Source organism: Streptomyces bambusae, from assembly GCF_019400985.1.
Classification (GTDB): Bacteria; Actinomycetota; Actinomycetes; order Streptomycetales; family Streptomycetaceae; genus Streptomyces; species Streptomyces bambusae_A.
The window spans coordinates 1-21,482 of sequence record NZ_WTFF01000114.1 but is presented as its reverse complement, the minus strand read 5'-3'; the positions used below and the strand labels follow the sequence as shown (position 1 = coordinate 21,482).

The 21,482-nt window shown below is 71.4% G+C and carries 19 protein-coding genes and 1 pseudogene; 13 read left to right on the top strand and 7 right to left on the bottom strand.

Translation table 11 applies throughout. From position 1 onward, the window contains the following. The 8 genes from GPJ59_RS17520 to nuoN form a co-directional block, all read left to right on the top strand. Positions 1-932 (top strand): molybdopterin-dependent oxidoreductase (locus GPJ59_RS17520; protein WP_219668109.1); only part of this gene is annotated, 932 nt, incomplete at its 5' end. Continuing rightward, entirely contained in the window at positions 929-2,317 is a 1,389-nt protein-coding gene (gene nuoH / locus GPJ59_RS17515) for an NADH-quinone oxidoreductase subunit NuoH (protein WP_219668108.1), read from the top strand. The genes GPJ59_RS17520 and nuoH, both read left to right, overlap by 4 nt. 3 nt (positions 2,318-2,320) lie before the next feature. After that, a complete protein-coding gene (gene nuoI, locus GPJ59_RS17510) occupies positions 2,321-2,905 on the top strand; it encodes an NADH-quinone oxidoreductase subunit NuoI (protein ID WP_219668106.1) in 585 nt (194 codons plus the stop codon). A gap of 2 nt (positions 2,906-2,907) precedes the next feature. Next, positions 2,908-3,729 (top strand): NADH-quinone oxidoreductase subunit J, encoded by an 822-nt coding sequence (locus GPJ59_RS17505; protein ID WP_219668112.1) that lies wholly within the window; start codon positions 2,908-2,910, stop codon positions 3,727-3,729. Further along, the gene (gene nuoK / locus GPJ59_RS17500; protein ID WP_219668104.1) at positions 3,726-4,025 is read left to right on the top strand and encodes an NADH-quinone oxidoreductase subunit NuoK; all 300 of its coding nucleotides are present in this window, start codon (positions 3,726-3,728) and stop codon (positions 4,023-4,025) included. The genes GPJ59_RS17505 and nuoK overlap by 4 nt, the downstream gene beginning before the upstream one ends. A gap of 13 nt (positions 4,026-4,038) precedes the next feature. Beyond that, positions 4,039-5,979, top strand: a complete 1,941-nt coding sequence (gene nuoL, locus GPJ59_RS17495) for an NADH-quinone oxidoreductase subunit L (RefSeq protein ID WP_219668103.1) — start codon at positions 4,039-4,041, stop codon at positions 5,977-5,979. A 1-nt stretch (position 5,980) separates the two neighbouring features. Then, positions 5,981-7,552, top strand: coding sequence for an NADH-quinone oxidoreductase subunit M (locus tag GPJ59_RS17490; RefSeq protein WP_219668102.1), 1,572 nt, complete (start codon positions 5,981-5,983; stop codon positions 7,550-7,552). Then, entirely contained in the window at positions 7,549-9,198 is a 1,650-nt protein-coding gene (nuoN, locus tag GPJ59_RS17485) for an NADH-quinone oxidoreductase subunit NuoN (RefSeq protein WP_219668101.1), read from the top strand. The genes GPJ59_RS17490 and nuoN overlap by 4 nt, the downstream gene beginning before the upstream one ends. A gap of 63 nt (positions 9,199-9,261) precedes the next feature. On the opposite strand, the gene GPJ59_RS17480 is transcribed toward nuoN, so the two are convergent. The 3 genes from GPJ59_RS17480 to fahA form a co-directional block, all read right to left on the bottom strand. Further along, positions 9,262-9,840 (bottom strand): Uma2 family endonuclease, encoded by a 579-nt coding sequence (locus tag GPJ59_RS17480; protein WP_219668099.1) that lies wholly within the window; start codon positions 9,838-9,840, stop codon positions 9,262-9,264. A gap of 58 nt (positions 9,841-9,898) precedes the next feature. Next, on the bottom strand, positions 9,899-10,483 hold the full coding sequence (locus GPJ59_RS17475) for a hypothetical protein (RefSeq protein WP_219668098.1): 585 nt from the start codon (positions 10,481-10,483) through the stop codon (positions 9,899-9,901). A 150-nt stretch (positions 10,484-10,633) separates the two neighbouring features. Next, positions 10,634-11,863 (bottom strand): fumarylacetoacetase, encoded by a 1,230-nt coding sequence (gene fahA / locus GPJ59_RS17470; protein WP_219668096.1) that lies wholly within the window; start codon positions 11,861-11,863, stop codon positions 10,634-10,636. Positions 11,864-12,003: 140 nt separating this feature from the next. Here fahA and GPJ59_RS17465 point away from each other — a divergent pair, with 140 nt between their 5' ends. Next, positions 12,004-12,810: an HAD family hydrolase gene (locus tag GPJ59_RS17465; protein ID WP_219668095.1), complete on the top strand. Its 807-nt coding sequence runs from the start codon at positions 12,004-12,006 to the stop codon at positions 12,808-12,810. 281 nt (positions 12,811-13,091) lie between these two features. Here the strand turns inward: GPJ59_RS17465 and GPJ59_RS17460 are convergent, their stop codons facing one another. Further along, positions 13,092-15,068, bottom strand: a complete 1,977-nt coding sequence (locus GPJ59_RS17460) for a CocE/NonD family hydrolase (RefSeq protein WP_258024537.1) — start codon at positions 15,066-15,068, stop codon at positions 13,092-13,094. Positions 15,069-15,328: 260 nt separating this feature from the next. Here GPJ59_RS17460 and GPJ59_RS17455 point away from each other — a divergent pair, with 260 nt between their 5' ends. The 4 genes from GPJ59_RS17455 (at position 15,329) to GPJ59_RS17440 (ending at position 18,585) form a co-directional block, all read left to right on the top strand. Next, positions 15,329-16,339 carry a polyprenyl synthetase family protein gene (locus tag GPJ59_RS17455; protein ID WP_219668090.1) on the top strand — a complete coding sequence of 337 codons (1,011 nt, stop codon included), beginning with the start codon at positions 15,329-15,331 and terminating at the stop codon, positions 16,337-16,339. A 238-nt stretch (positions 16,340-16,577) separates the two neighbouring features. Further along, complete coding sequence (locus GPJ59_RS17450; RefSeq protein WP_219668088.1) at positions 16,578-17,795, top strand: LolA family protein; 1,218 nt, start codon at positions 16,578-16,580, stop codon at positions 17,793-17,795. A gap of 167 nt (positions 17,796-17,962) precedes the next feature. Next, positions 17,963-18,166 (top strand): ribbon-helix-helix domain-containing protein, encoded by a 204-nt coding sequence (locus GPJ59_RS17445; protein ID WP_225884906.1) that lies wholly within the window; start codon positions 17,963-17,965, stop codon positions 18,164-18,166. Then, positions 18,163-18,585 carry a hypothetical protein gene (locus tag GPJ59_RS17440; RefSeq protein ID WP_258024533.1) on the top strand — a complete coding sequence of 141 codons (423 nt, stop codon included), beginning with the start codon at positions 18,163-18,165 and terminating at the stop codon, positions 18,583-18,585. Before GPJ59_RS17445 ends, GPJ59_RS17440 begins: the two co-directional genes overlap by 4 nt. Positions 18,586-18,595: 10 nt before the next feature. Here the strand turns inward: GPJ59_RS17440 and GPJ59_RS17435 are convergent, their stop codons facing one another. The 3 genes and pseudogenes from GPJ59_RS17435 to GPJ59_RS37510 all read right to left on the bottom strand — a co-directional run. Further along, positions 18,596-19,915 carry a M28 family metallopeptidase gene (locus tag GPJ59_RS17435; protein ID WP_219668085.1) on the bottom strand — a complete coding sequence of 440 codons (1,320 nt, stop codon included), beginning with the start codon at positions 19,913-19,915 and terminating at the stop codon, positions 18,596-18,598. 188 nt (positions 19,916-20,103) lie between these two features. Beyond that, a complete protein-coding gene (gene rarD, locus GPJ59_RS17430; protein WP_219668083.1) occupies positions 20,104-21,096 on the bottom strand; it encodes an EamA family transporter RarD in 993 nt (330 codons plus the stop codon). Positions 21,097-21,347: 251 nt separating this feature from the next. After that, positions 21,348-21,482 (bottom strand): annotated as a pseudogene (locus GPJ59_RS37510) (2-oxoacid:ferredoxin oxidoreductase subunit beta); the annotation flags it as partial.

The following is a 21,482-nucleotide window of genomic DNA, read 5'->3' as shown; positions in this document are numbered from 1 at the left end:
CCGTCGAGGCGGGCGCACTGCCGTCGCTGCTGCCGGGCGCCCGCCCGGCCACCGACCCGCGGGCCCGCGCGGAAGTGGCGCGCGCCTGGGGCCTGTCGGAGCTGCCGCACCGCTACGGCCGCGACACCGGCCAGATCCTGGAGGCCGCGGCCCGCGGTGAGCTCGGCGCGCTGCTCGTCGGCGGGGTCGAGGTGGCCGACCTGCCCGACCCGGTCCGGGCGCGCGAGGCGCTGGCCGAGGCCTTCGTGGTCTCGCTGGAGCTGCGCCCGAGCGAGGTCACCGACCACGCCGACGTGGTCCTGCCCGTGGCCGCGGCGGCCGAGAAGCCGGGCGCGTTCATCAACTGGGAGGGCCGGGTCCGCCCGTTCGAGGCGGCCCTCAAGCCCGACCAGATGACCCGGCCGCTCGCCCCGGCCGACGTACGCGTCCTGGACCGGCTGGCCGACGCGGCGGACCGCCGCCTCGGCCTGCCCGACACGTACGCCGCCCGCCGCGAGCTGGACGCGCTGGGCCCCTGGACCGGTGAACGCTCCTCCGAGCAGCCCGCCCGGACCCGGCCGCTGCCCCGCCCGGGCGCCGGCGAGGCGGTCCTCGCCGGCCACCGGCTGCTGCTCGACCAGGGCCTGCTCCAGGAGGGCGACGAGGCCCTGGCCGCCACCCGGCACGCGGCCACGGCCCGGCTGTCGGCGGCCACGGCGGCCGAGACGGGCGTCAAGGACGGCGACGTCCTGGCGGTCACCGGCCCGTCCGGCTCGGTCGCCTTCCCGCTCCAGGTGACGGACATGCCGGACCGGGTGGTCTGGCTCCCCCTGAACTCCACCGGCGGCGGGGTGACCGCGGACACCGGCGCCCGCCCGGGCGAGCTGGTCCGCATCGGTCCGGCGGCCCCGCCCGCCGCCGGCAGCGACTCCCCCGCGGAGGTGGACGCGTGAACGCCGTACCCGGTGACTACGTACCCGGTGACCTCGTCCAGCTCGCGGCCGAGGACCTGTCCCTGTTCGGCCGGGACGTGTGGTGGCTCGTCCTGCTGAAGGCCGTGTTCTGCTTCGCCTTCCTCATGGTCACCGTGCTCTTCTCCATCGTGTGGGAGCGCAAGGTGGTCGCGTGGATGCAGCTGCGCATCGGCCCCAACCGGCACGGCCCCTGGGGCCTGCTCCAGTCGCTCGCCGACGGCGTCAAGCTGATGCTGAAGGAAGACGTCATCGTCAAGCGGGCCGACAAGGTCGTCTACGTCCTGGCGCCGATCGTCGCGGCGATCCCCGCCTTCATGGCGATCGCGGTGATCCCCTTCGGCCCCGCCGGCAACGAGATCTCCATCTTCGGCCAGCGCACCACGATGCAACTGACCGACCTGCCGATCGCCGTCCTCTACATCCTGGCGGTCGCCTCGGTCGGCATCTACGGCATCGTGCTCGCCGGCTGGTCGTCCGGGTCGACGTACCCGCTGCTCGGCGGCCTGCGCTCCTGCGCGCAGATGATCTCGTACGAGATCGCGATGGGCGCGGCCTTCGCCTCGGTCTTCCTCTACTCCGGCTCGATGTCCACCTCGGCCATCGTGGAGGCGCAGGCGGACCGCTGGTACATCGTGCTGCTGCCGGTGTCCTTCATCATCTACATCGTCACGATGGTCGGTGAGACCAACCGGGCGCCGTTCGACATGCCGGAGTCCGAGGGCGACCTCGTCGGCGGCTTCAACACCGAGTACTCGTCGATCAAGTTCGCGATGTTCATGCTCGCCGAGTACGTCAACATGGTCACCGTCTCGGCCGTCGCGACCACCCTCTTCCTCGGCGGCTGGCGGGCGCCGGCGCCGATCTCGACGTACTGGGAGGGCGCCAACCACGGCTGGTGGCCGCTGCTCTGGTTCGTCATCAAGGTGCAGCTGCTGCTCTTCTTCTTCATCTGGCTGCGCGGCACGCTGCCCCGGGTGCGCTACGACCAGCTGATGAAGCTCGGCTGGAAGGTGCTCATCCCGGTCTCCGTGGTCTGGCTGATGCTCGTGGCGACCGTACGGGCGCTGCGCAACGAGAACTACGACTTCTCGGAGATCGTCCTGTACGTCGGCGGCGGCGTGGTCGCCGTACTCCTCCTCTCGCTCGTCGTGGACCTCTTCCGCGACCGCAAGGAGAAGGCCGCCGCCGCCCGGGCCGGCCGCACCGGCGAGCCCGAGCCCTTCGACCCGATGGCGGGCGGCTTCCCGGTCCCGCCGAAGCCCGGCCAGCGGCCGGCCCCCGTACCGCGCCGGCAGCCGCGCGGCGATCGGGAGCTGATTGTCAGTGGTGGGGCGAATACTGAGAGTGACCGAGAGGAGGGTTGAGAGGTGTCTGACGAACAGCGGCACAACCCCGTGGCGGGCTTCGGCGTGACCTTCAAGGCCATGTTCAAGAAGCGGCTCACGGAGCAGTACCCGGAGCAGCGCAAGACCACCGCGCTGCGCTTCCACGGCCGGCACCAGCTCAACCGGCATCCGGACGGGCTGGAGAAGTGCATCGGGTGCGAGCTGTGCGCCTGGGCCTGCCCGGCCGACGCGATCTACGTGGAGGGCGCGGACAACACGGAGGAGGAGCGCTACTCCCCGGGTGAGCGCTACGGCCGCGTCTACCAGATCAACTACGCCCGCTGCATCCTGTGCGGGCTGTGCGTCGAGGCGTGCCCGACCCGGGCGCTGACCATGACCAACGAGTTCGAACTGGCCGACGCCAGCCGCGAGTCGCTCATCTACACCAAGGAGCAGCTGCTCGCCGGGCTCACCGAGACCATGGTCGAGGCCCCGCACGCGATGTACCCGGGCACGGACGAGCAGGACTACTACCGCGGCCTGGTGACGGGCGCCGCCCCCGGCACCGAGCGGCAGGCGGCCGTGTCCAAGGGCGAGCGGCCCGCGGACCAGGAGGTGGACGCGTGAGCGTGCTCACCGAAAACGTGCTGGCCGAAGCGGCCTCCACCGGCGAGGCCGTGCAGTTCTGGGTGCTCGGCACCATCGCCGTGATCGGCGCGCTGTGCACGATCCTCATGAAGAAGGCCGTGCACAGCGCCCTGTGCCTGGCCGGGACGATGATCATCCTGGCGGTCTTCTACCTCGCGAACGGGGCGTACTTCCTGGGCATCGTCCAGGTCGTCGTCTACACCGGCGCGATCATGATGCTCTTCCTCTTCGTGGTCATGCTCGTCGGCGTCACCGCCGCGGACTCGCTGAAGGAGACCCTCAAGGGGCAGCGCTGGCTGGCCGTCCTGTGCGGGCTCGGCTTCGGCATCCTGCTGATCGCCGGCATCCGGCACGCCCAGCTGAACCAGTTCAACGGGCTCGGCCGGGCCAACTCCGCCGGGCACGTCGAGGGTCTGGCCCAGCTGATCTTCACCAAGTACGTCTTCGCCTTCGAGATCACCGGCGCGCTGCTGATCACGGCGGCCGTCGGCGCGATGGTGCTCACCCACCGCGAGCGCACCGAGCGGGCCGCCACCCAGCGCGAGCTGTCGGAGCGGCGGGTCCGCGAGGGCGTCCAGCTCCCGCCGCTGCCCGCCCCCGGCGTGTACGCCCGGCACAACGCGGTCGACGTACCGGGCCTGCTGCCGGACGGCTCCCCGTCCGAGCTGTCCGTCAGCAAGACGCTGCGCGCCCGCGGCCAGATCCGCGACGTGTCCGGCGAGGCGCTGGAGGACCTGAAGGCCCTGGAGCAGAGCTCGGCGGAGCGCCTGGGCCGGGACGCCCGCAAGGAGGCCTCGAAGTGAATCCGGTCAACTACCTGTATCTCGCGGCGCTGCTGTTCACCATCGGCGCGGCCGGGGTGCTGATCCGGCGGAACGCGATCGTGCTGTTCATGTGCATCGAGCTGATGCTCAATGCCTGCAACCTCGCGTTCGTCACGTTCTCCCGGATGCACGGCAACCTCGACGGCCAGATCATCGCGTTCTTCACGATGGTCGTCGCCGCGGCGGAGGTCGTGGTGGGCCTGGCGATCATCGTGTCGCTGTTCCGTACCCGCCACTCGGCCTCGGTCGACGACGCCAGCCTGATGAAGCTGTAAGGGGTCGTACACAGTGGAGAATCTGATTGCGCTGCTCGTCGCGGCGCCCCTGCTCGGGGCGGCGGTGCTGCTGTGCGGCGGCCGGCGCCTCGACAAGACCGGCCACTGGCTCGGCACCCTGCTCGCCGCCGTGTCCTTCGGGATCGGCGCGGTGCTGTTCGTGGACATGCTGGGCCGCCCGGCGGACGACCGCACCATGGACCAGTTCCTGTACAGCTGGATCCCGGTCGAGGGCTTCCAGGCGGACGTGGCCTTCCAGCTGGACCAGCTGTCGATGACCTTCGTCCTGCTGATCACCGGCGTGGGCACGCTCATCCACGTGTACTCGATCGGGTACATGGAGCACGACGAGCGCCGGCGCCGCTTCTTCGGCTATCTGAACCTGTTCCTCGCGGCGATGCTGCTGCTGGTCCTCGCCGACAACTACCTCCTGCTGTACGTCGGCTGGGAGGGCGTGGGCCTCGCCTCGTACCTGCTCATCGGCTTCTGGCAGCACAAGCCCAGCGCGGCCACCGCCGCGAAGAAGGCCTTCCTGGTCAACCGGGTCGGCGACATGGGCCTGTCGATCGCGATCATGCTGATGTTCACCACATTCGGCACCTTCGCCTTCGGGCCGGTGCTGGGCAGCGTCGGCCGGACGTCCGAGGGCACCCTCACCGCGATCGGCCTGATGCTGCTGCTCGCCGCGTGCGGCAAGTCCGCCCAGGTACCGCTGCAGTCCTGGCTCGGCGACGCGATGGAGGGCCCGACCCCCGTCTCGGCCCTGATCCACGCGGCCACCATGGTGACCGCCGGCGTGTACCTGATCGTCCGGTCCGGGGCGATCTTCAACGCCTCGCCGGACGCCCAGCTGGTCGTCGCGATCGTCGGCGCGGTCACGCTGCTCTTCGGTGCGATCGTCGGTTGCGCGAAGGACGACATCAAGAAGGCACTTGCCGGCTCGACCATGTCGCAGATCGGCTACATGGTGCTCGCGGCCGGCCTCGGCCCGATCGGCTACGCCTTCGCGATCATGCACCTGGTGACGCACGGCTTCTTCAAGGCCGGCCTCTTCCTCGGCGCGGGTTCCGTGATGCACGGGATGAACGACGAGGTGGACATGCGCAAGTACGGGGGCCTGCGGAAGTACATGCCGGTCACCTTCGTGACCTTCGGACTGGGCTACCTGGCCATCATCGGCTTCCCCGGCCTGTCGGGCTTCTGGTCCAAGGACAAGATCATCGAGGCGGCCTTCGCGAAGGGCGGCACCGAGGGCTGGATCCTCGGCGGGGTGGCCCTGCTGGGCGCGGCCATCACCGCGTACTACATGACCCGCGTCATGCTCCTCACCTTCTTCGGCGAGAAGCGCTGGCAGCCGGCCCCGGACCCGGACACCGCGCCGAGCGTGGAGCCCGGCATCGAGGTCCACCCCGGCGACATGCCCCACCCGCACGAGTCCCCGAGGTCGATGACGATCCCGATGATCGTCCTGGCCTTCGGATCGGTCTTCGCGGGCGGCCTGTTCAGCCTGAACGAGTCCTTCGTGACGTGGCTGGAGCCGGTCACCTCCTTCGAGCACGGCCACCCGCCGATCGGCGCCGCGGCCGTCACCGGAGCCACCATGGTGGCGCTCGTCCTGGGCGTGGCCCTCGCGTACGCGCAGTACGGCCGCAGGCCCGTCCCGGTCGTCGCCCCGCGCGGCAGCCTGCTCACCCGGGCCGCCCGGCGCGACCTGTTCCAGGACGACTTCAACCACGTCGTGCTGGTGCGCGGCGGCGAGCACCTGACCCGCTCGCTCGTCTACGTCGACCACAGCCTGGTCGACGGAGCGGTGGGCGGCACGGCCGCCGCCGTGGGCGGGCTGTCGGGCCGGCTGCGCAAGCTGCAGAACGGCTACGCCCGCAGCTACGCGGTCTCGATGTTCGGGGGCGCGGCGGTCCTGGTCGCCGCGACCCTCCTGATGAGGGGGGTGTGAGATGAGTTTCCCGCTGCTGACGCTGACGGCCGCGGTCCCCGCGGCCGGTGCGATCCTCACGGCGGCCGTACCGGCCGCCCGCCGGACCGCCGCCAAGTGGGTCGCCCTGCTCTTCTCCCTGGCCACGCTGGCGCTGGCCGTGCTCGTCGCGGTCCGCTTCGAGCCGGGCGGCGCCCGCTACCAGCTCACCGAGTCGCACGCCTGGATCAAGGACTTCGGGGTCCGCTACGAGCTCGGCGTGGACGGCATCGGGGTGGCGCTGATCGCGCTGACCGCGCTGCTGATCCCGTTCGTGATCGCGGCCGGCTGGCACGACGCCGACCCTCTGGAGACCGCTTCAAAGCGGTGGCGGCCGACCCAGGGCTTCTTCGCCCTGATCCTGGCCGTCGAGGCGATGGTGGTCATCTCGTTCGAGGCCACCGACGTCTTCCTCTTCTACATCTTCTTCGAAGCCATGCTCATCCCGATGTACTTCCTCATCGGCGGCTTCGGGGACCGGGCCCACGGTGGCTCCGACGAGAACGCGGCCGCGCAGCGCTCGTACGCGGCCGTGAAGTTCCTCCTCTACAACCTGGCCGGCGGCCTGATCATGCTGGCCGCGGTCATCGGCCTGTACGTGGTCACCGGCACCTTCTCCCTCACGGAGATCGCCGACGCCCGCGCCGCCGGCAAGATGGACATGGCGACGAACACCGAGCGGCTCCTCTTCCTCGGCTTCTTCTTCGCCTTCGCGGTGAAGGCCCCGCTGTGGCCGCTGCACACCTGGCTGCCGGGCGCGATGGGCGAGGCCACCGCCCCGGTCGCCGTACTGATCACCGCGGTCGTCGACAAGGTCGGCACCTTCGCGATGCTCCGCTTCTGCCTCGGCCTCTTCCCCGAGGCCAGCAAGTGGGCCACCCCGGTGATCCTGGTCCTGGCCCTGATCAGCATCGTCTACGGCGCGCTGCTCGCGGTCGGCCAGCGCGACATCAAGCGGCTGATCGCCTACGCCTCGATCTCGCACTTCGGCTTCATCATCATGGGCATCTTCGCGATGACCTCGCAGGGCCAGTCCGGCGCCACCCTCTACATGGTCAACCACGGCCTGTCGACGGCGGCGCTGATGCTGGTGGCCGGGTTCCTGATCTCGCGGCGCGGCTCGCGGCTCATCGCCGACTTCGGCGGAGTGCAGAAGGTGGCCCCGGTCCTCGCCGGCACCTTCCTGATCGGCGGCCTGGCCACGCTCTCGCTGCCCGGCCTGGCGCCGTTCGTCAGTGAATTCCTGGTCCTGGTCGGCACGTTCAGCCGCTACCCGGTGATCGGCATCATCGCCACCTTCGGCATCGTGCTCGCCGCGCTCTACACCCTGGTGCTCTACCAGCGCACGATGACCGGCCCGGTGAAGGAGGAGGTCCGCAGCATGCCGGACCTGCGCCTGCGCGAACTGCTGGTGGTCACCCCGCTGATCGTGCTGCTGATCGGCCTCGGCGTCTACCCGAAGCCGCTCACCGAGATCGTCAACCCGGCGGTGGAGCACACCATGTCCGACGTGAAGCAGCAGGACCCTGCTCCGGAAGTGGAGGCGGCCAAGTGAGCACGACAGCTGTCCACGGCCTGTGGACGGTGGCCGCCGGTCCCGTCGACCGGATCCCGGCCCCGCACATCGAGTACGCCCAGCTCGCACCCACGCTGATCGTGGTGGGCGCGGCGGTCCTCGGCGTCCTCGTCGAGGCCTTCGTCCCGCGCAAGGCCCGCTACCACACCCAGGTCTTCCTCGCCTTCGCCGCGCTGGCCTCGGCCTTCGCGGCGGTGGTGGCGCTCGCGGGCGCCGGGTACGCCTCCGGCAAGGCGCAGGTCGCGGCGATGGGCGCCCTCGCGGTGGACGGCCCGGCGCTGTTCCTCCAGGGCACCATCCTGCTGGCCTCCGTCGTGGCCGTCTTCACCTTCGCCGAGCGGCACCTGGACCCGAAGGCGCACGGCAACCGGGTCGACTCCTTCGCCGCCCAGGCGGCGTCCGTACCCGGCAGCGACAGCGAGAAGGCGGCCGTCAAGGCCGGCTTCACCACGACGGAAGTCTTCCCGCTGGCCCTGTTCGCGGTCTCCGGGATGCTGATCTTCCCGGCGGCGAACGACCTGCTGATGCTGTTCATCGCGCTGGAGGTCTTCTCCCTCCCGCTGTACCTGCTCTGCGCCCTCGCCCGCCGCCAGCGGCTGATGTCGCAGGAGGCGGCGGTGAAGTACTTCCTGCTGGGCGCGTTCTCCTCCGCCTTCCTGCTCTTCGGCATCGCGCTGCTGTACGGCTACGCGGGCTCCGTCTCGTACGCGGCGATCGCGGACGTGGTCGACGGCACGGTGGCCCGGATGGACCCGGCGCTCGCGGCCTCCACCGGCAACGACGCGCTGCTGCTGATCGGCGGGGCGCTGGTCCTGATGGGCCTGCTCTTCAAGGTCGGCGCGGTGCCCTTCCACATGTGGACCCCGGACGTCTACCAGGGCGCGCCGACCCCCGTCACCGGCTTCATGGCGGCGGCCACCAAGGTCGCGGCCTTCGGCGCGCTGCTGCGGCTGCTGTACGTGGTCCTGCCCGGCCTGCGCTGGGACTGGCGGCCGGTGATGTGGGGCGTCGCGATCGTCACGATGCTGGCGGGCGCGGTCATCGCGGTCACCCAGACCGACGTCAAGCGGCTCCTGGCCTACTCCTCGATCGCGCACGCGGGCTTCATCCTGGCCGGTGTGATCGCCACGTCGAAGCAGGGCGTCTCCTCGGTCCTGTTCTACCTGGCCGCGTACTCCTTCGTGACGATCGGCGCCTTCGCGGTGGTCACGCTGGTCCGCGACGCGGGCGGCGAGGCCACGCACCTGTCGAAGTGGGCGGGCCTGGGCCGCCGTTCGCCGCTGACGGCGGCGGTGTTCGCGGTCTTCCTGCTCGCCTTCGCGGGCATCCCGCTGACGTCGGGCTTCTCGGGCAAGTTCGCGGTGTTCGCGGCGGCGGCGGAGGGCGGCGCGGCCCCGCTGGTGGTGGTCGGCGTGATCTCCTCGGCGATCGCGGCGTTCTTCTACATCCGGGTGATCGTCCTGATGTTCTTCAGCGAGCCGAAGGCGGACGGCCCGACGGTGGCCGTCCCGTCCTTCCTGACGACGTCCACGATCGCGGTGGGCGTGGTGGTCACGGTGGCCCTGGGCGTCTTCCCCCAGTACTTCCTGGACCTGGCAGGCCAGGCGAGCACATTCGTCCGCTGACCGCCTCCCGCACACGCCAGGACCCGGCTCCCGTTTTCGGGAGCCGGGCCCTGGCATGTCGGCTCAGAGGGTCTCGGTGAGGTCGAGGTCGATGGGGAAGGGCACGGAGACCTCCAGCCGGTCGTGGAAGATGCCGGTGGCGACGTACGCCTTGGTGGCTGGGTCGAGCTCGTACACGTAGGCCACCGTCCCGTCGCCCACCATCTCCACGCGCCACAGGTGCGGGATGCCCGCGCGGGCGTACTTGACCGGTTTGGTCTCGCGGTCCCGGCAGACGGAGTCCGGCTTGACGACCTCGACCGCGAGCCGGACCGAACTGGCGGGAAGGCGTGTCTGGTCCGGATCGTCGACGACGTCCTCGTCCACGACGAGGACGTCGGGCTCCAGCCGGTTGCACCGGTCGATGTCGATGGTGAACTCGTGGAGGACCTCCAGCCCCTCGGGGGCCAGAGCATCCAGTTGCCGTTCCACGAGGCTCACCGTGCGCGTGTGGAAGATGTTCTGCCGGCTCTTGAAGATCAGACTGCCGTCGATCAGCTCCGTGTGCGGAGGCAGATCCGGAAGCCGATCCAGGTCGTCGGCGGTCCAGCCGCCGTCGGGAGGGCGAGGCCAGTGGAGTTGGGGACTCGGTGGTGCTTCCATGCGGCGGAGTCTCGCGAGTCCGTCCAGCGTATCGCCGGGGGTCACCCGAGGACCGCTCTTACGGGTGAGTGTGGCTTGACGTGGGGCAGGTGACCGCTGGGTTCCAGTTGTGGAAGGGGCCCGCCGGGTTGTCCTTGTACGTCCACATGTGGATGTCGTAGTGCTTCGGCATGCCCTTCCAGTGGCCCGGCATCGGGCCGTCGAAGGGGAGGCCGAACATCGTCGGGCGGTCGTTCTTCGTGGTGAGGTCCTGGTCGCTGTCGGAGACCATCCATTCGACCGCGTACAGCTTGCGGCCGCCGCGGGGGCCCTTCTCCGGGCCGTAGATGAGGGCCGTGGGGCGGCTGGGGTCCGTGGAGCCCCAGTTGGACCACTTCACGTAGTGGTAGCCCATCGCGCCGGTGCCGCGTGGGTCGTTCAGGCAGTCGTCGCGGCGGACGAAGCCGTCCTTGACGGCAGTGGCCTCGTCCACGTACTTGGCCGTGACGCGGATGGCGGTCGCCATGTCCTGCATGGCCTTGCGGTCGCGGTGGTCGGGCGCGGGGCCGTCGACGGCCCCGGCCGGCGGGGCGGTGGCGGCCAGGGTCAGGGACACGGTGGCGACCACGCAGGTGAGCGCCGCCTTGACGGGACGTGCGAGCATCGGGGCTCCTCGGACAGAGGGACGCGGTTCGGGCCTCCCCCTGCCCGCTTGTCGTCCACCTTGTGGGGGATGCCGGGCTCGTGCACGTGGCGTAGACCCGAATGGGGGTCACCTCGCGGGATAACGGGCCCGGCGGCCCTTTGTCCGGGACTAACGGCTCCTTGCGGCGATGCGGCCCGTGACCTCGCCGAGACCCACGCGGGTGCCTTCCGGGCCCGGTGCCCAGGCGGTCAGGGTGACCTCGTCGCCGTCCTCCAGGAAGGTCCGCTTGCCCTCGGCGAGCTCGATCGCGTCGCGGCCGTTCCAGGTCAGCTCCAGCAGCGAGCCGCGCTGGCCGGCCTCCGGGCCGCTGACGGTGCCGGAGCCGTAGACGTCGCCGGTGCGCAGCGAGGCACCGTTGACCGTCATGTGGGCCAGCTGCTGGGCGGCGGTCCAGTACATGGAGGCGAACGGCGGCCGGGCGACCTCCTGGCCGTTGATCGACACCGTGATGTGCAGGTCGAAGCCGCCGTCCTCGACGCCCTCGGCCGAGTCGTCGAGGTAGGGCAGGAGCGGGAAGTCGCGGGCCGGGGGAGCCACCCGGGCCGCGTCGAGGGCCTCCAGCGGGGTCACCCAGGCGGAGACGGACGTGGCGAAGGACTTGCCGAGGAACGGGCCGAGCGGGACGTACTCCCAGGCCTGGATGTCGCGCGCGGACCAGTCGTTGAGCAGGAAGAGACCGAAGACGTGCTCGCGGAAGTCGGCCAGCGCGACCGGCTCGCCGAGCTCGGACGGCGTGCCGACGAGGAAGCCGACCTCGGCCTCGATGTCGAGCTTGATGCTCGGGCCGAAGACGGGCGCGGGGTCGGTGGGGGCCTTGCGCTGCCCGGAGGGCCGCACGACGTCCGTACCCGAGACCACGATGGTGCCGGAGCGCCCGTGGTAACCGATCGGCAGGTGCTTCCAGTTGGGGGTGAGCGCGTCGCCGTCGGGGCGGAAGATCCGGCCCACGTTGGTGGCGTGGTGCTCGCTGGCGTAGAAGTCGACGTAGTCGGCGACCTCGTACGGCAGGTGCAGGGTGACCTCGTCCAGGGCGTGCAGGTGCGGTTCGACGGCGGCCCGGTGGCCCGGGTCGGTCACCCAGGCGGTGAGCGCCCGGCGCACGTCGTGCCAGGTGGTGCGCCCGGCGGCGAGCAGCGCGTTCAGCGAGGGCGCGCCCAGCACGCCGGCGTACGGCGAGCCGAGCGCCTCCGCGACCGCGCCGGCGTCGATCACATGCCCGCCGATCCGCACGCCGATGCGGCGCCGCGCGTCCTGGGGGGTCGAGAAGACGCCGTACGGCAGGTTGTGCGGGCCGAACGGGTCGCCCTCGGGGACGTCCAGGGGGCTCTGCTGGGGCATGGGTGCCGCCTCGCTTTCCACATGGTCCGGGGGTGTCCCGGGAGACAGGCCACACGTTACGTGGCGGGTGGGGCCTGCGGGAGGGCGGATTGGGCAGCTATTTGTAGGACTTGTCCACTGGGGTCCGTATCCTTGGACGGGTGACTTCCGCCCTCCCCTACACCTTGATCGCCACCGACCTGGACGGGACTCTGCTGCGTGCGGGTGACACCGTCTCACGCCGGTCGTGCGCGGCGCTCGCGACGGCGCGAGCCGCCGGCGCACAGCACATCATCGTCACCGGCCGCCCTGTTCCGCAGGTGCGGCACGTCCTGTACGGACTGGGTTACCGGGGGCTCGCGGTGTGCGGGCAGGGCGCGCAGGTGTACGACGCGGCGCGCGGGCGCGTACTTCACTCCGTGGCCATGGACCGCGAGCTGGCCGAGGTCGCCCTCGGCAAGATCGAGGCGGAGATCGGGGAGGTCTACGCGGCGGTGAACCGGGAGGGCGTGGACGTGGAGATGCTGATGGCCCCCGGCTACCGCATGCCGCACCCGCACCTGGCGACGGTCCGGGTGGCCCGCCGGGCCGACCTGTGGTCGGCGCCGATCAACAAGGTGCTGCTCCAGCACCCCCGGCTGGACGACGACGAGTTGACGCGGGTGGCCCGGTCGGTGGTCGGCGATCTGGTCAACGTCACGATGGCCGGCGAGCACACGGTCGAACTCCAGCCGCCGGGCGTGGACAAGGGGACCGGGCTGGCGCGGGCGGCGGCCGAACTGGGCGCCGAGGCGTCGGCGACGATCGCCTTCGGCGACATGCCGAACGACATCCCGATGTTCGCCTGGTCGGCACACGGCGTGGCGATGGCGAACGCGCACCGCGAGCTGAAGGCGGTGGCGGACGAGGTCACCCTGTCGAACGAGGAGGACGGCATCGCGGCGGTCCTGGAACGCCTCTACGCGTAGCGGGGGCTCCGCCCCCACGCCCCCGCGCCTCAAACGCCGGCGCGGCTGAGAGGGTCGGGGCTGCGCCCTGGACCCAGCCCCTGTTCGGGGGCCGGGCCGGCCGTGGCGGACCTGCGGATCCGCTGTGGCTGGTCGCGCAGTTCCCCGCGCCCCTGGTTGATCCAGCCCCGCCGGCGTTTGAGGCGCGGGGGTCCGGGGGCGGAGCCCCCGAAACGGGGTCCGGGGCGGAGCCCCGGTTTCGGGAAGGGGCGGGGAGGGGAGAGGCTCCGCGCAGCGGGGGGTCAGGTTGCGGCGCGGGGGATGCGGCGCTCCCACGTGCGGTGGAAGACGACCTCCTCGCCCTCGCTGTCCGCCTCCCGGCACACCACCTCGTCCGCCGTCAGAAAGCCCCCCTCGTCGCAGCGCAGCTCAGATCGCACCTCCACCCGCACGTCCCACCCCCGCTCCGCCCGGTGCAACCGGATGCGCCGCTCCGAGCGCGCGCACGCCGACAGCGGGTCGGACTCCTGGATCTCGTACACGTCCAGCCCGTCCTCGCTGAACTCCAGCCCGTCCGGGTACACCCGGGTCCCGCCGTGTCGCGGGTCCACCTCCAGCCGCCACACCCCGCGCGCCACGTCCCGTACGACCAGCCGCTCCGGCCGCGGCTCGTCCAGCGTGACCGGAACCGAGACGCCCAGCGCGGGCGCCTGCTCCGGGAGCGGAAAGGCCACCGCCGCATCCACCGCGACCGCCGCACCCGCCTCGGACATGGCCCGCACCGGAAGTTCGAGCACGCTCGACGCCGGCTCCAGCGTCCAGCCCGCCTGCGAGCCGGCCCGCGGCCAGATCCACGGCCAGTACGCGGAGGACAGCGCGAGCCGGATCCGGTGCCCGGGCGCGAACGCGTGGCCGATGCCGTTCAGTTCGAGGGACACCTCCTCGGACGCCCCCGCCGGCCACGGCGCCGCCCGGTCCCGCCCCGTGCGCGCCGACAGGTTGAGCACGCCCCGGGTGACCAGCGTCGAGGACCCGTCCGGGGCGACGTCGCAGAGCCGGGCGGCGACCTGGCCGTACGGGACGTCCATGCGCAGCCGCAGCCGTACCCGCGGCCGGCCCAGGATCTCCACCGGCCCGTCCGCCGGGACGGCGAACTCGAAGCAGGCCGACCTCGCGTCCTCCTCGCGCTGGTCGGGCGGCAGGTCCGCGGCGCCCCCGAAGGGGACGAACCGCCCCGCGTCGAGCCCGGTGTGCTGCGGCGAGGCGACCGCCACCGGCTCGCCCTGGAGCGCGTACGCGACCGTGGTGACCCGGGGGGAGGGCCAGGCCGGTTCGGCGACCCAGCGGCCCGGCAGCTCGTCGTACGCCGTCGCCGGCGGGTGCGAGGCGCTGATCCAGCAGCGCAGCAGCGGCTCGGCCGTCATCCCGGTGTCCTCGTCCTTCAGCCAGTGGTCCCACCAGCGCAGGGTCTCCTGGAGGAACCCGATCGCCGGGCCCGGCGACCGCCCGCGGTCGGGGTACTGGTGGCACCAGGGCCCGATCAGCCCCCGGACCCGGTCCGCCGGCAGGTGCTCGACCAGGCGCAGCACCGTGTCCCGGTGGGGGTCGTGCCAGCCGCCCACCGCGAGCACGGCCGCGCCCACGGCCCCGTAGTCCTCGCACACGCTGCCGTGGCGCCAGTAGTCGTCGCGGGTCTGGTGCGCGAGCCAGGTGTGGACCAGCGGTTCGACGGAGTCCAGCCGGGACAGCCACCGCTCCCGCCAGCCCTCGCCCGCGTACTGCGGGTCCGGCGGCCGGCAGGCGAAGGCCAGCAGGGTCGCCGACCAGGCGTGCATGTCCACGGCGAGCAGCGAGCCGCCCGCGTAGTGCACGTCGTTGTCGAAGCGGTCGTCGGTCGAGCAGACCGTGACCACCGCCCGTAGCGCCTCGGGCGCGAGGGCGGCGATCTGGAGCGCGTTGCACCCGCCCCAGGAGATCCCGAACATGCCGACCCGGCCGGTGCACCAGGGCTGCGCCGCGAGCCATGCGACGACCTCGGCGCCGTCGGCCAGCTCCTGCGCGTCGTACGCGTCGCCGGGGCGGCCGCCGCTGTTGCCGTGGCCGCGCACGTCCACCCGTACGGAGGCGTAGCCGTGGCCCGCGTACCAGGGGTGGCGTTGGAAGTCCCGCGGGGCGGTCCGGTCGGTGAGCCCGTGGGGGAGGTACTCCAGCAGGGCCGGGACGGGCTCGTCGGTCAGCGGGCGCCAGATCCGCGCGTACAGGCGCGTGCCGTCGCGCATCGGGATCAGGACGTCCTCGTGGGCCGTCTCGTGGGGGAACTCCGTACGGATGAACACGGCGGGTCCTTCTCCGGACGTAGTGGAAGATTCAGATCGTTTACGAACATACCGGGGCTCTTCGGGCACTGCGTGCGACAGCTCCGGACAGGCGCTCTCCGTGATCGAAAACGGACGGGATACGCTGGCTTGAGTGATGGCAGCGACACATCGACAATCCAGGTGATCGTCAGCGTGATCGTCAGCAGACAGGAGTACCCCTCGTGACCGTCGTCGGGCCGTTCGGACTGAGCGTGCGGGACCAGGCTCTTGAGACCGATGTCCAGGCCGGACTGGCCGCCGTCGAGGCGGGTCTGCTGGAGGCCACCAAGAGTGAAGTCCCCTTCATCACCGAGGCCGCACAGCACCTGGTGCGCGCCGGAGGCAAGCGGTTCCGCCCGCTGCTGGTCATGCTCGCCGCGCAGTTCGGCGACCCGTACGCGCCGGGCATCGTGCCCTCCGCGGTGGTCGTCGAGCTCACCCATCTCGCCACGCTCTACCACGACGACGTCATGGACGAGGCGGACGTGCGCCGGGGGGTGGAGAGCGCCAACACCCGCTGGGGCAACTCCGTGGCCGTCCTGACGGGTGACTTCCTCTTCGCCCGCGCCTCGCACATCCTGGCGGACCTCGGCCCGGAGGCCGTACGCATCCAGGCCGAGGCCTTCGAGCGGCTGGTGACCGGCCAGATCCTGGAGACGGCCGGCCCGCGCGACGGGCGCGACCCCGTCGCGCACTACATGGACGTCATCGCCGGCAAGACCGGCTCGCTGATCGCCGTGTCCGGCCGGTTCGGCGCGCTGATGTCCGGGGCCGACGAGCGGGTGGTCGACATCCTCACGCAGTACGGCGAGCGCCTGGGCACCGCCTTCCAGCTGGCCGACGACGTCCTGGACATCGCCTCCGACTCCCACGAGTCCGGCAAGACCCCCGGCACCGACCTGCGCGAGGGCATCCCGACGCTGCCCGTGCTGCTGCTGCGCGAGGCCGCCGCCCGCGAGGGGCGCGCCGAGGACCTGGAGCTCGTAAGCCTCCTGGACGGCGACCTGACGGACGACGCCCGGCACGCCGAGGCGCTGGCCCGGCTGCGCGTGCACCCGGCCCTGGAGCAGGCCCGCCGGGACACCGTCCGGTACGCCGAGGACGCGCGGGCCATGCTGGCGCCGCTGCCGGACTGCTTCGCGAAGGCGGCGCTGGAGGAGCTGTGCGACGCGGTGGTGCACCGCGCCGGCTAGCCGGACACCCCCCAGGCCCGCATATCGGACACCGTGTGGCGTGAAAGGCCCTTCCGACCCCTACGGGACGGGGACGGAAGGGCCTCGTCGTGTCATCCCAGGGTTGTACGCGCAGTTGCCTCCGGGGGCTGACGCCCCGTGGCCGCCGATTTGGTCAGATGGATGCACCAACCCCACCGGATCGGGTGAGCGGTGACACGGGGGTCGCCGCCTTAGACACAGAGGGCAGGTCACTGACATGGCAGGCAACACGAAGACTTCGCGCAAGGCCGCACGGTACGCCGTACCGGTCGCGGTGGTGGGCCTGGCCGCGGCGACCGTCGCGATGGTCCCGGCCTTCGCCAACGCCGGCGGACCCGACCTGCCGAAGATCACCGCGCAGCAGCTCATCGAGAAGATCGCCGCCTCGGACGTGCAGCAGCTGTCCGGCACCGCGAAGATCAGCACGGACCTGGGCCTGCCGAAGATCGCGTCCGGCCTGCTGGGCGGCGGCGGGATGGCCGGGGGCTCGGCCGATCCGGAGGAGAAGATCGCCCAACTGGCCAACGGGACGCACACCTTCACGGTCGCCGCCGACGGCCCGGACAGGCAGAAGCTCACCTTCCTCGACGGCAAGGACGAGTACACCCTCGTCCACAACGGGGACGACGTCTGGGGCTACGACAGCAAGTCGAACGAGGTCTTCCACGAGAAGCAGCAGGGCGGCCACGGCACGGACGGAAAGGGCGGCAAGAGCGGCAAGGGCGGCAAGGAGCACAAGACGGCCGACCGGATGCCGTCCACGCCCCAGCAGCTCGCCGAGGAGGCCCTGAAGGCGGCCGGCCCGACCACGGACGTCAGCGTGGGCGAGACCGCGCAGGTGGCCGGCCGGGACGCCTACCAGCTGGTGCTCAAGCCAAAGCAGGGCGGTTCGACGGTCGGGTCGGTGCAGATCGCCGTCGACGCCAAGAACGGCGTGCCGCTGCGCTTCCAGCTGCTGTCGAGCCAGGGCGGCAAGCCGATCGTCGACGCCGGCTTCACCAAGGTGGACTTCGCCGCCCCGGCGGCGGGCACCTTCAGCTTCACTCCGCCCAAGGGCGCGAAGGTGAACGAGGGCGCCGGCCACCAGGAGCGCGGCGGCAAGACCCCGCTGGACGCCCTGCCGGGCTTCGGCGACCTGGCCGGCGCGGGCGGCGACAAGGGCGAGAGGAAGGTGCTCGGCGAGGGCTGGGCCACGATCGCCCGGATCGACTCGGGCGCCGGCAAGGGCCTGAAGGACCTGGAGAAGGACAAGAACGCGCCGAAGGAGGCGCAGCAGTTCCTCAGCTCCCTCGGGGAGAAGGTCTCCGGGAAGTTCGGCGAGGGCCGCGTCCTGTCGACCCGCCTGGTCAACGCCCTGGTCACGGACGACGGCAAGGTCTACGTCGGCGCCGTCACCAAGGACGCGCTGGTGAAGGCGGCCGACGCGAACAAGTAGCGCCGCCGCCGGCGCGGGCGGGCGCCGTACGCAGGTCGTACGCGGGCCCTACGCAGGTCGGTCGCGGGCCGTACGCAGGTCGTACGCAGGCGTCCGCGCGGTCGCGGATGAGCCGAGGTGGGCCGGGACGGTGTCCCGGCCCATCGCCGTGCCGTACCGTGAAAGGCATGTCGAGACACGTCACCATCCGCCTGGACGAGGAGTTCCACGAACGCCTCAAGGCGCGTGCGGCGGCGCTGGGGACGACCGTCACCGCGCTGATCACCGAGGTCACCGAGCGCGAGCTCGACGAGGACCGGAAGAACTTCCTGTCCGGCATAGAGGAGTTCGCGGACCACTGGGGCTACTTCCAGGAGCGGTTCGGCAATTGAAGATCACCATGGAGTGGGCCTGGACCGCTCTGGCCCACCACCTCCCGTCCGACCCCGCCGTATGGGACCCCTCCGGGGTGGTCGCCGCGGTCGCCCGGCACCAGAACGACCTCGTCATGGTCCCCGAACAGCCCGCCCCCGACGTCGCGTGGCGGGCCGCCGCGTTCCTGCACACGCTCGCCGTGTGCCCGGCGCTGGAATCGCCGATGAACGAGTTCTACGCGGCCGCCGCCACCCGCTCGTACCTCCGGGTCGCGGGCGCCGAACAGCTGCCCTCGCCCGAGGTCCTCGGCGATCTGGTGGAGGCGGCCAAGCTGGGCCGCGCGGACATCTCGGCGGTCGCCGACGAGCTGCGCGCCCGGATACAGGAGCCGCCGCCGCTGGACGCGGCGACGGCTCCGGGATCGCTTGCCGACTGACACCGGTCGGTCAGAAGGTGATCTTCCAGCTGTTGATGTAGCCCGTGTCGGCCGAGTACACGTCCTTGACCTGGAGCTTCCACACGCCGTTGGCGACCTCGCTCGACGCGTTGACCGTGTAGGTCGCGACCACGTTGTCCGCCGAGTCCGAGCTGGAGGAGTTCTTCAGCCGGTACGCCGTCCCGTCGGGGGCGATCAGGTCGATCACCAGGTCACCGCGGTAGGTGTGCACGATGTTGACGTCGACCTTGGTGGTGGCCGGGGCGTTGCCCGCGACGCCCGAGACCGTGATCGGCGAGGTCACCGCGGCACCGGGGGAGTCGGGGATGTTCACGTCCGCGGTGTTCTCGAACGACGGGCCGGGCGGGACCGGGGTGGACGCGCCCAGGTTCCAGATCGCGTAGGCGGCGGCGTCGCTGTTGCGGTCCAGGGCGGTGTCGTTGATGTTCGCGGTCGTGTCGCAGGAGGAGTGGTAGCAGCGGTCGAAGGACTGGCCGGCGGTGCCGCCCCACTTCTGCGCCTGCGCCGAGGTCTTGGTGTTGCTGGCACCGGTGAACAGGCCGCCGACCGGTATGCCGGCGTTCTTGAACGGGGCGTGGTCGGAGCGCCCGTCACCCTCGGTCTCGATCTCCGTCGGGACGCCGATGCCCGCGAAGTAGTTCTTGAAGGTCTGCTCGATGGTCGGGTCGTCGTCGTAGACGAAGTAGCCCGGGTTCGGCGAACCGATCATGTCGAAGTTCAGGTAGCCGGCGAACTTCGCCCGCTCGGTGGCGGAGAGGCTGCTCACGTAGTTCTTCGAGCCGACCAGGCCCAGCTCCTCCGCGCCCCACCAGCCGAACCGCAGGTGCTTGGTGGGCTGGAGCTGGGCGCGGGAGACGGCGAGCGCGATCTCGAGGACGGCCGCGGACCCGGATCCGTTGTCGTTGATCCCGGCGCCCGAGCTGACCGAGTCCAGGTGGGAGCCGGCCATCAGGACCGAGTCGGGGTCGCCGCCCGGCCAGTCGGCGATCAGGTTGTAGCCGGTGCTGCCGTTGTACGTGAAGGTCTTCAACGAGGTCGTGTACCCGGCGGCGTCGAGCTTGGCCTTCACGTAGTCGATCGAGGCCTTGTAGCCGGTCCGGCCGTGGGCGCGGTTGCCGCCGTTGTTGTTGGCGATGGTCTGGAACTGCGCCAGGTGCGCCTTGACGTTGGCGAGCGGGATGTCGGGCGGCGTCGGAGCCGCGGTCTGGGCCGTGGGCGTGGCGAACGCCGCGGGCGCAGTGGAGGCGAACAGGCCGGCGACCGCGAACGCGGTCACCGCGGCCAGCCGCCGGGATACGGAGAGGCTCATGTGGGGGCTCCGTGATTCCGAACGGGGATGGGAACGGAACGTGCGAGTGTGGAGCGTCAGTGCGAGCCCGATGGTCAGTGACGATGTGACATAGCGTCAAGAGGCTGATTCGGTCAGGGTGGTTCGCATAACGGACGAGCCCCGCTACGGATGATCCGTAGCGAGGCTCGTGGGGTTGAATGCGGCGGCTACGCCGGTTCGCGTGCGGCGGTCTTCGGCGCGCCCTGCGGTGCGTCCAGCGGCGTGGCGGCCGCCGGCTGCTCGGTCGCCGGCTGCTCGGCGGCCAGTGCCGCCCGGCTGCGCCGGGCCGTCCGCAGCGCGTCCCAGGTCAGCAGCGTCAGCGCGGCCCACACCAGCGAGAAGCCGGCCCACCGCTCGGGCGGCATGGCCTCGTGGAAGTAGGCGACGCCGAGCGAGAACTGGAGCACCGGGGCCAGGTACTGGAGCAGGCCGAGCGTGGAGAGCGGGACCCGGATCGCGGCGGCGCCGAAGCAGATCAGCGGCAGCGCCGTGACCACGCCGGTCGAGGCCAGCAGGGCCGCGTGCCCGAAGCCCTGCTGCCCGAAGCTGGACTGCCCCTGGGAACCCAGCCACAGCAGGTAGCCGAGGGCCGGCAGGAACTGCACGGCGGTCTCGGCGGCCAGTGACTCCAGGCCGCCCAGGTTGACCTTCTTCTTGATCAGCCCGTACGCGCCGAACGAGAAGGCCAGCACCAGCGAGATCCACGGCGGCCGCCCGTACCCGATCGCCAGGATCAGCACCGCCGCGAGGCCGATGCCGACCGCGGCCCACTGGGCGCGGCGCAGCCGCTCCCCGAGCACGAGGACCCCGAGGGCGATGGTGACCAGCGGGTTGATGAAGTAGCCGAGGCTGGCCTCGACGACCGCGCCGTTGTTGACGGACCAGATGTAGACGCCCCAGTTCACCGTGATCACGGCGGCGGCCACCGCGGTCAGGGCCAGCTTGCGCGGCTGTCGTACGAGCTCGCGCACCCAGCTCCAGCGGCGCAGCGCGAGCAGCGCGAGACCGACCACGACGAGGGACCACACCATGCGGTGCGCGAGGATCTCGACGGCTCCGGCGGGCATCAGCAGCGGCCAGAACAGGGGCACCAGGCCCCACATCCCGTACGCGCCGAATCCGTAGAGCAGACCCGCGCCCTGCTCCGTCCGTGCCTTCACGGCGCCTCCCGGCCTCCTGGGGTCCTCCCGGCGGCGGCCGGGGGGACAGTTCGAGCCAACTTCTCGAAGGTATCGCCGGAGGCGTCGGATGTCATGTCCTTGAGGGGGTGACAGTCATGACAGTGGGGCGGGCGGCGGGCGGCGGGCGGCGGGGGCTGTGGGCGGGCTGTGGGCACGGCAAAGGGCCCGGAGCTCGGGAGGAACAGCGTCCTCAGGAGCTCCGGGCCCTTCGGGCCGGGCAGCGCCGCAGGTCAGCCCACGACGGTCCAGGTGTCGTTGCCGGCGAGGAGGGTGGCGAGGTCGCCCTTGCCCTTCTGTTCGACGGCGGTGTCGAGCTGGTCGGCCATGAGGGTGTCGTAGACGGGGCGTTCGATGGTGCGGAAGAC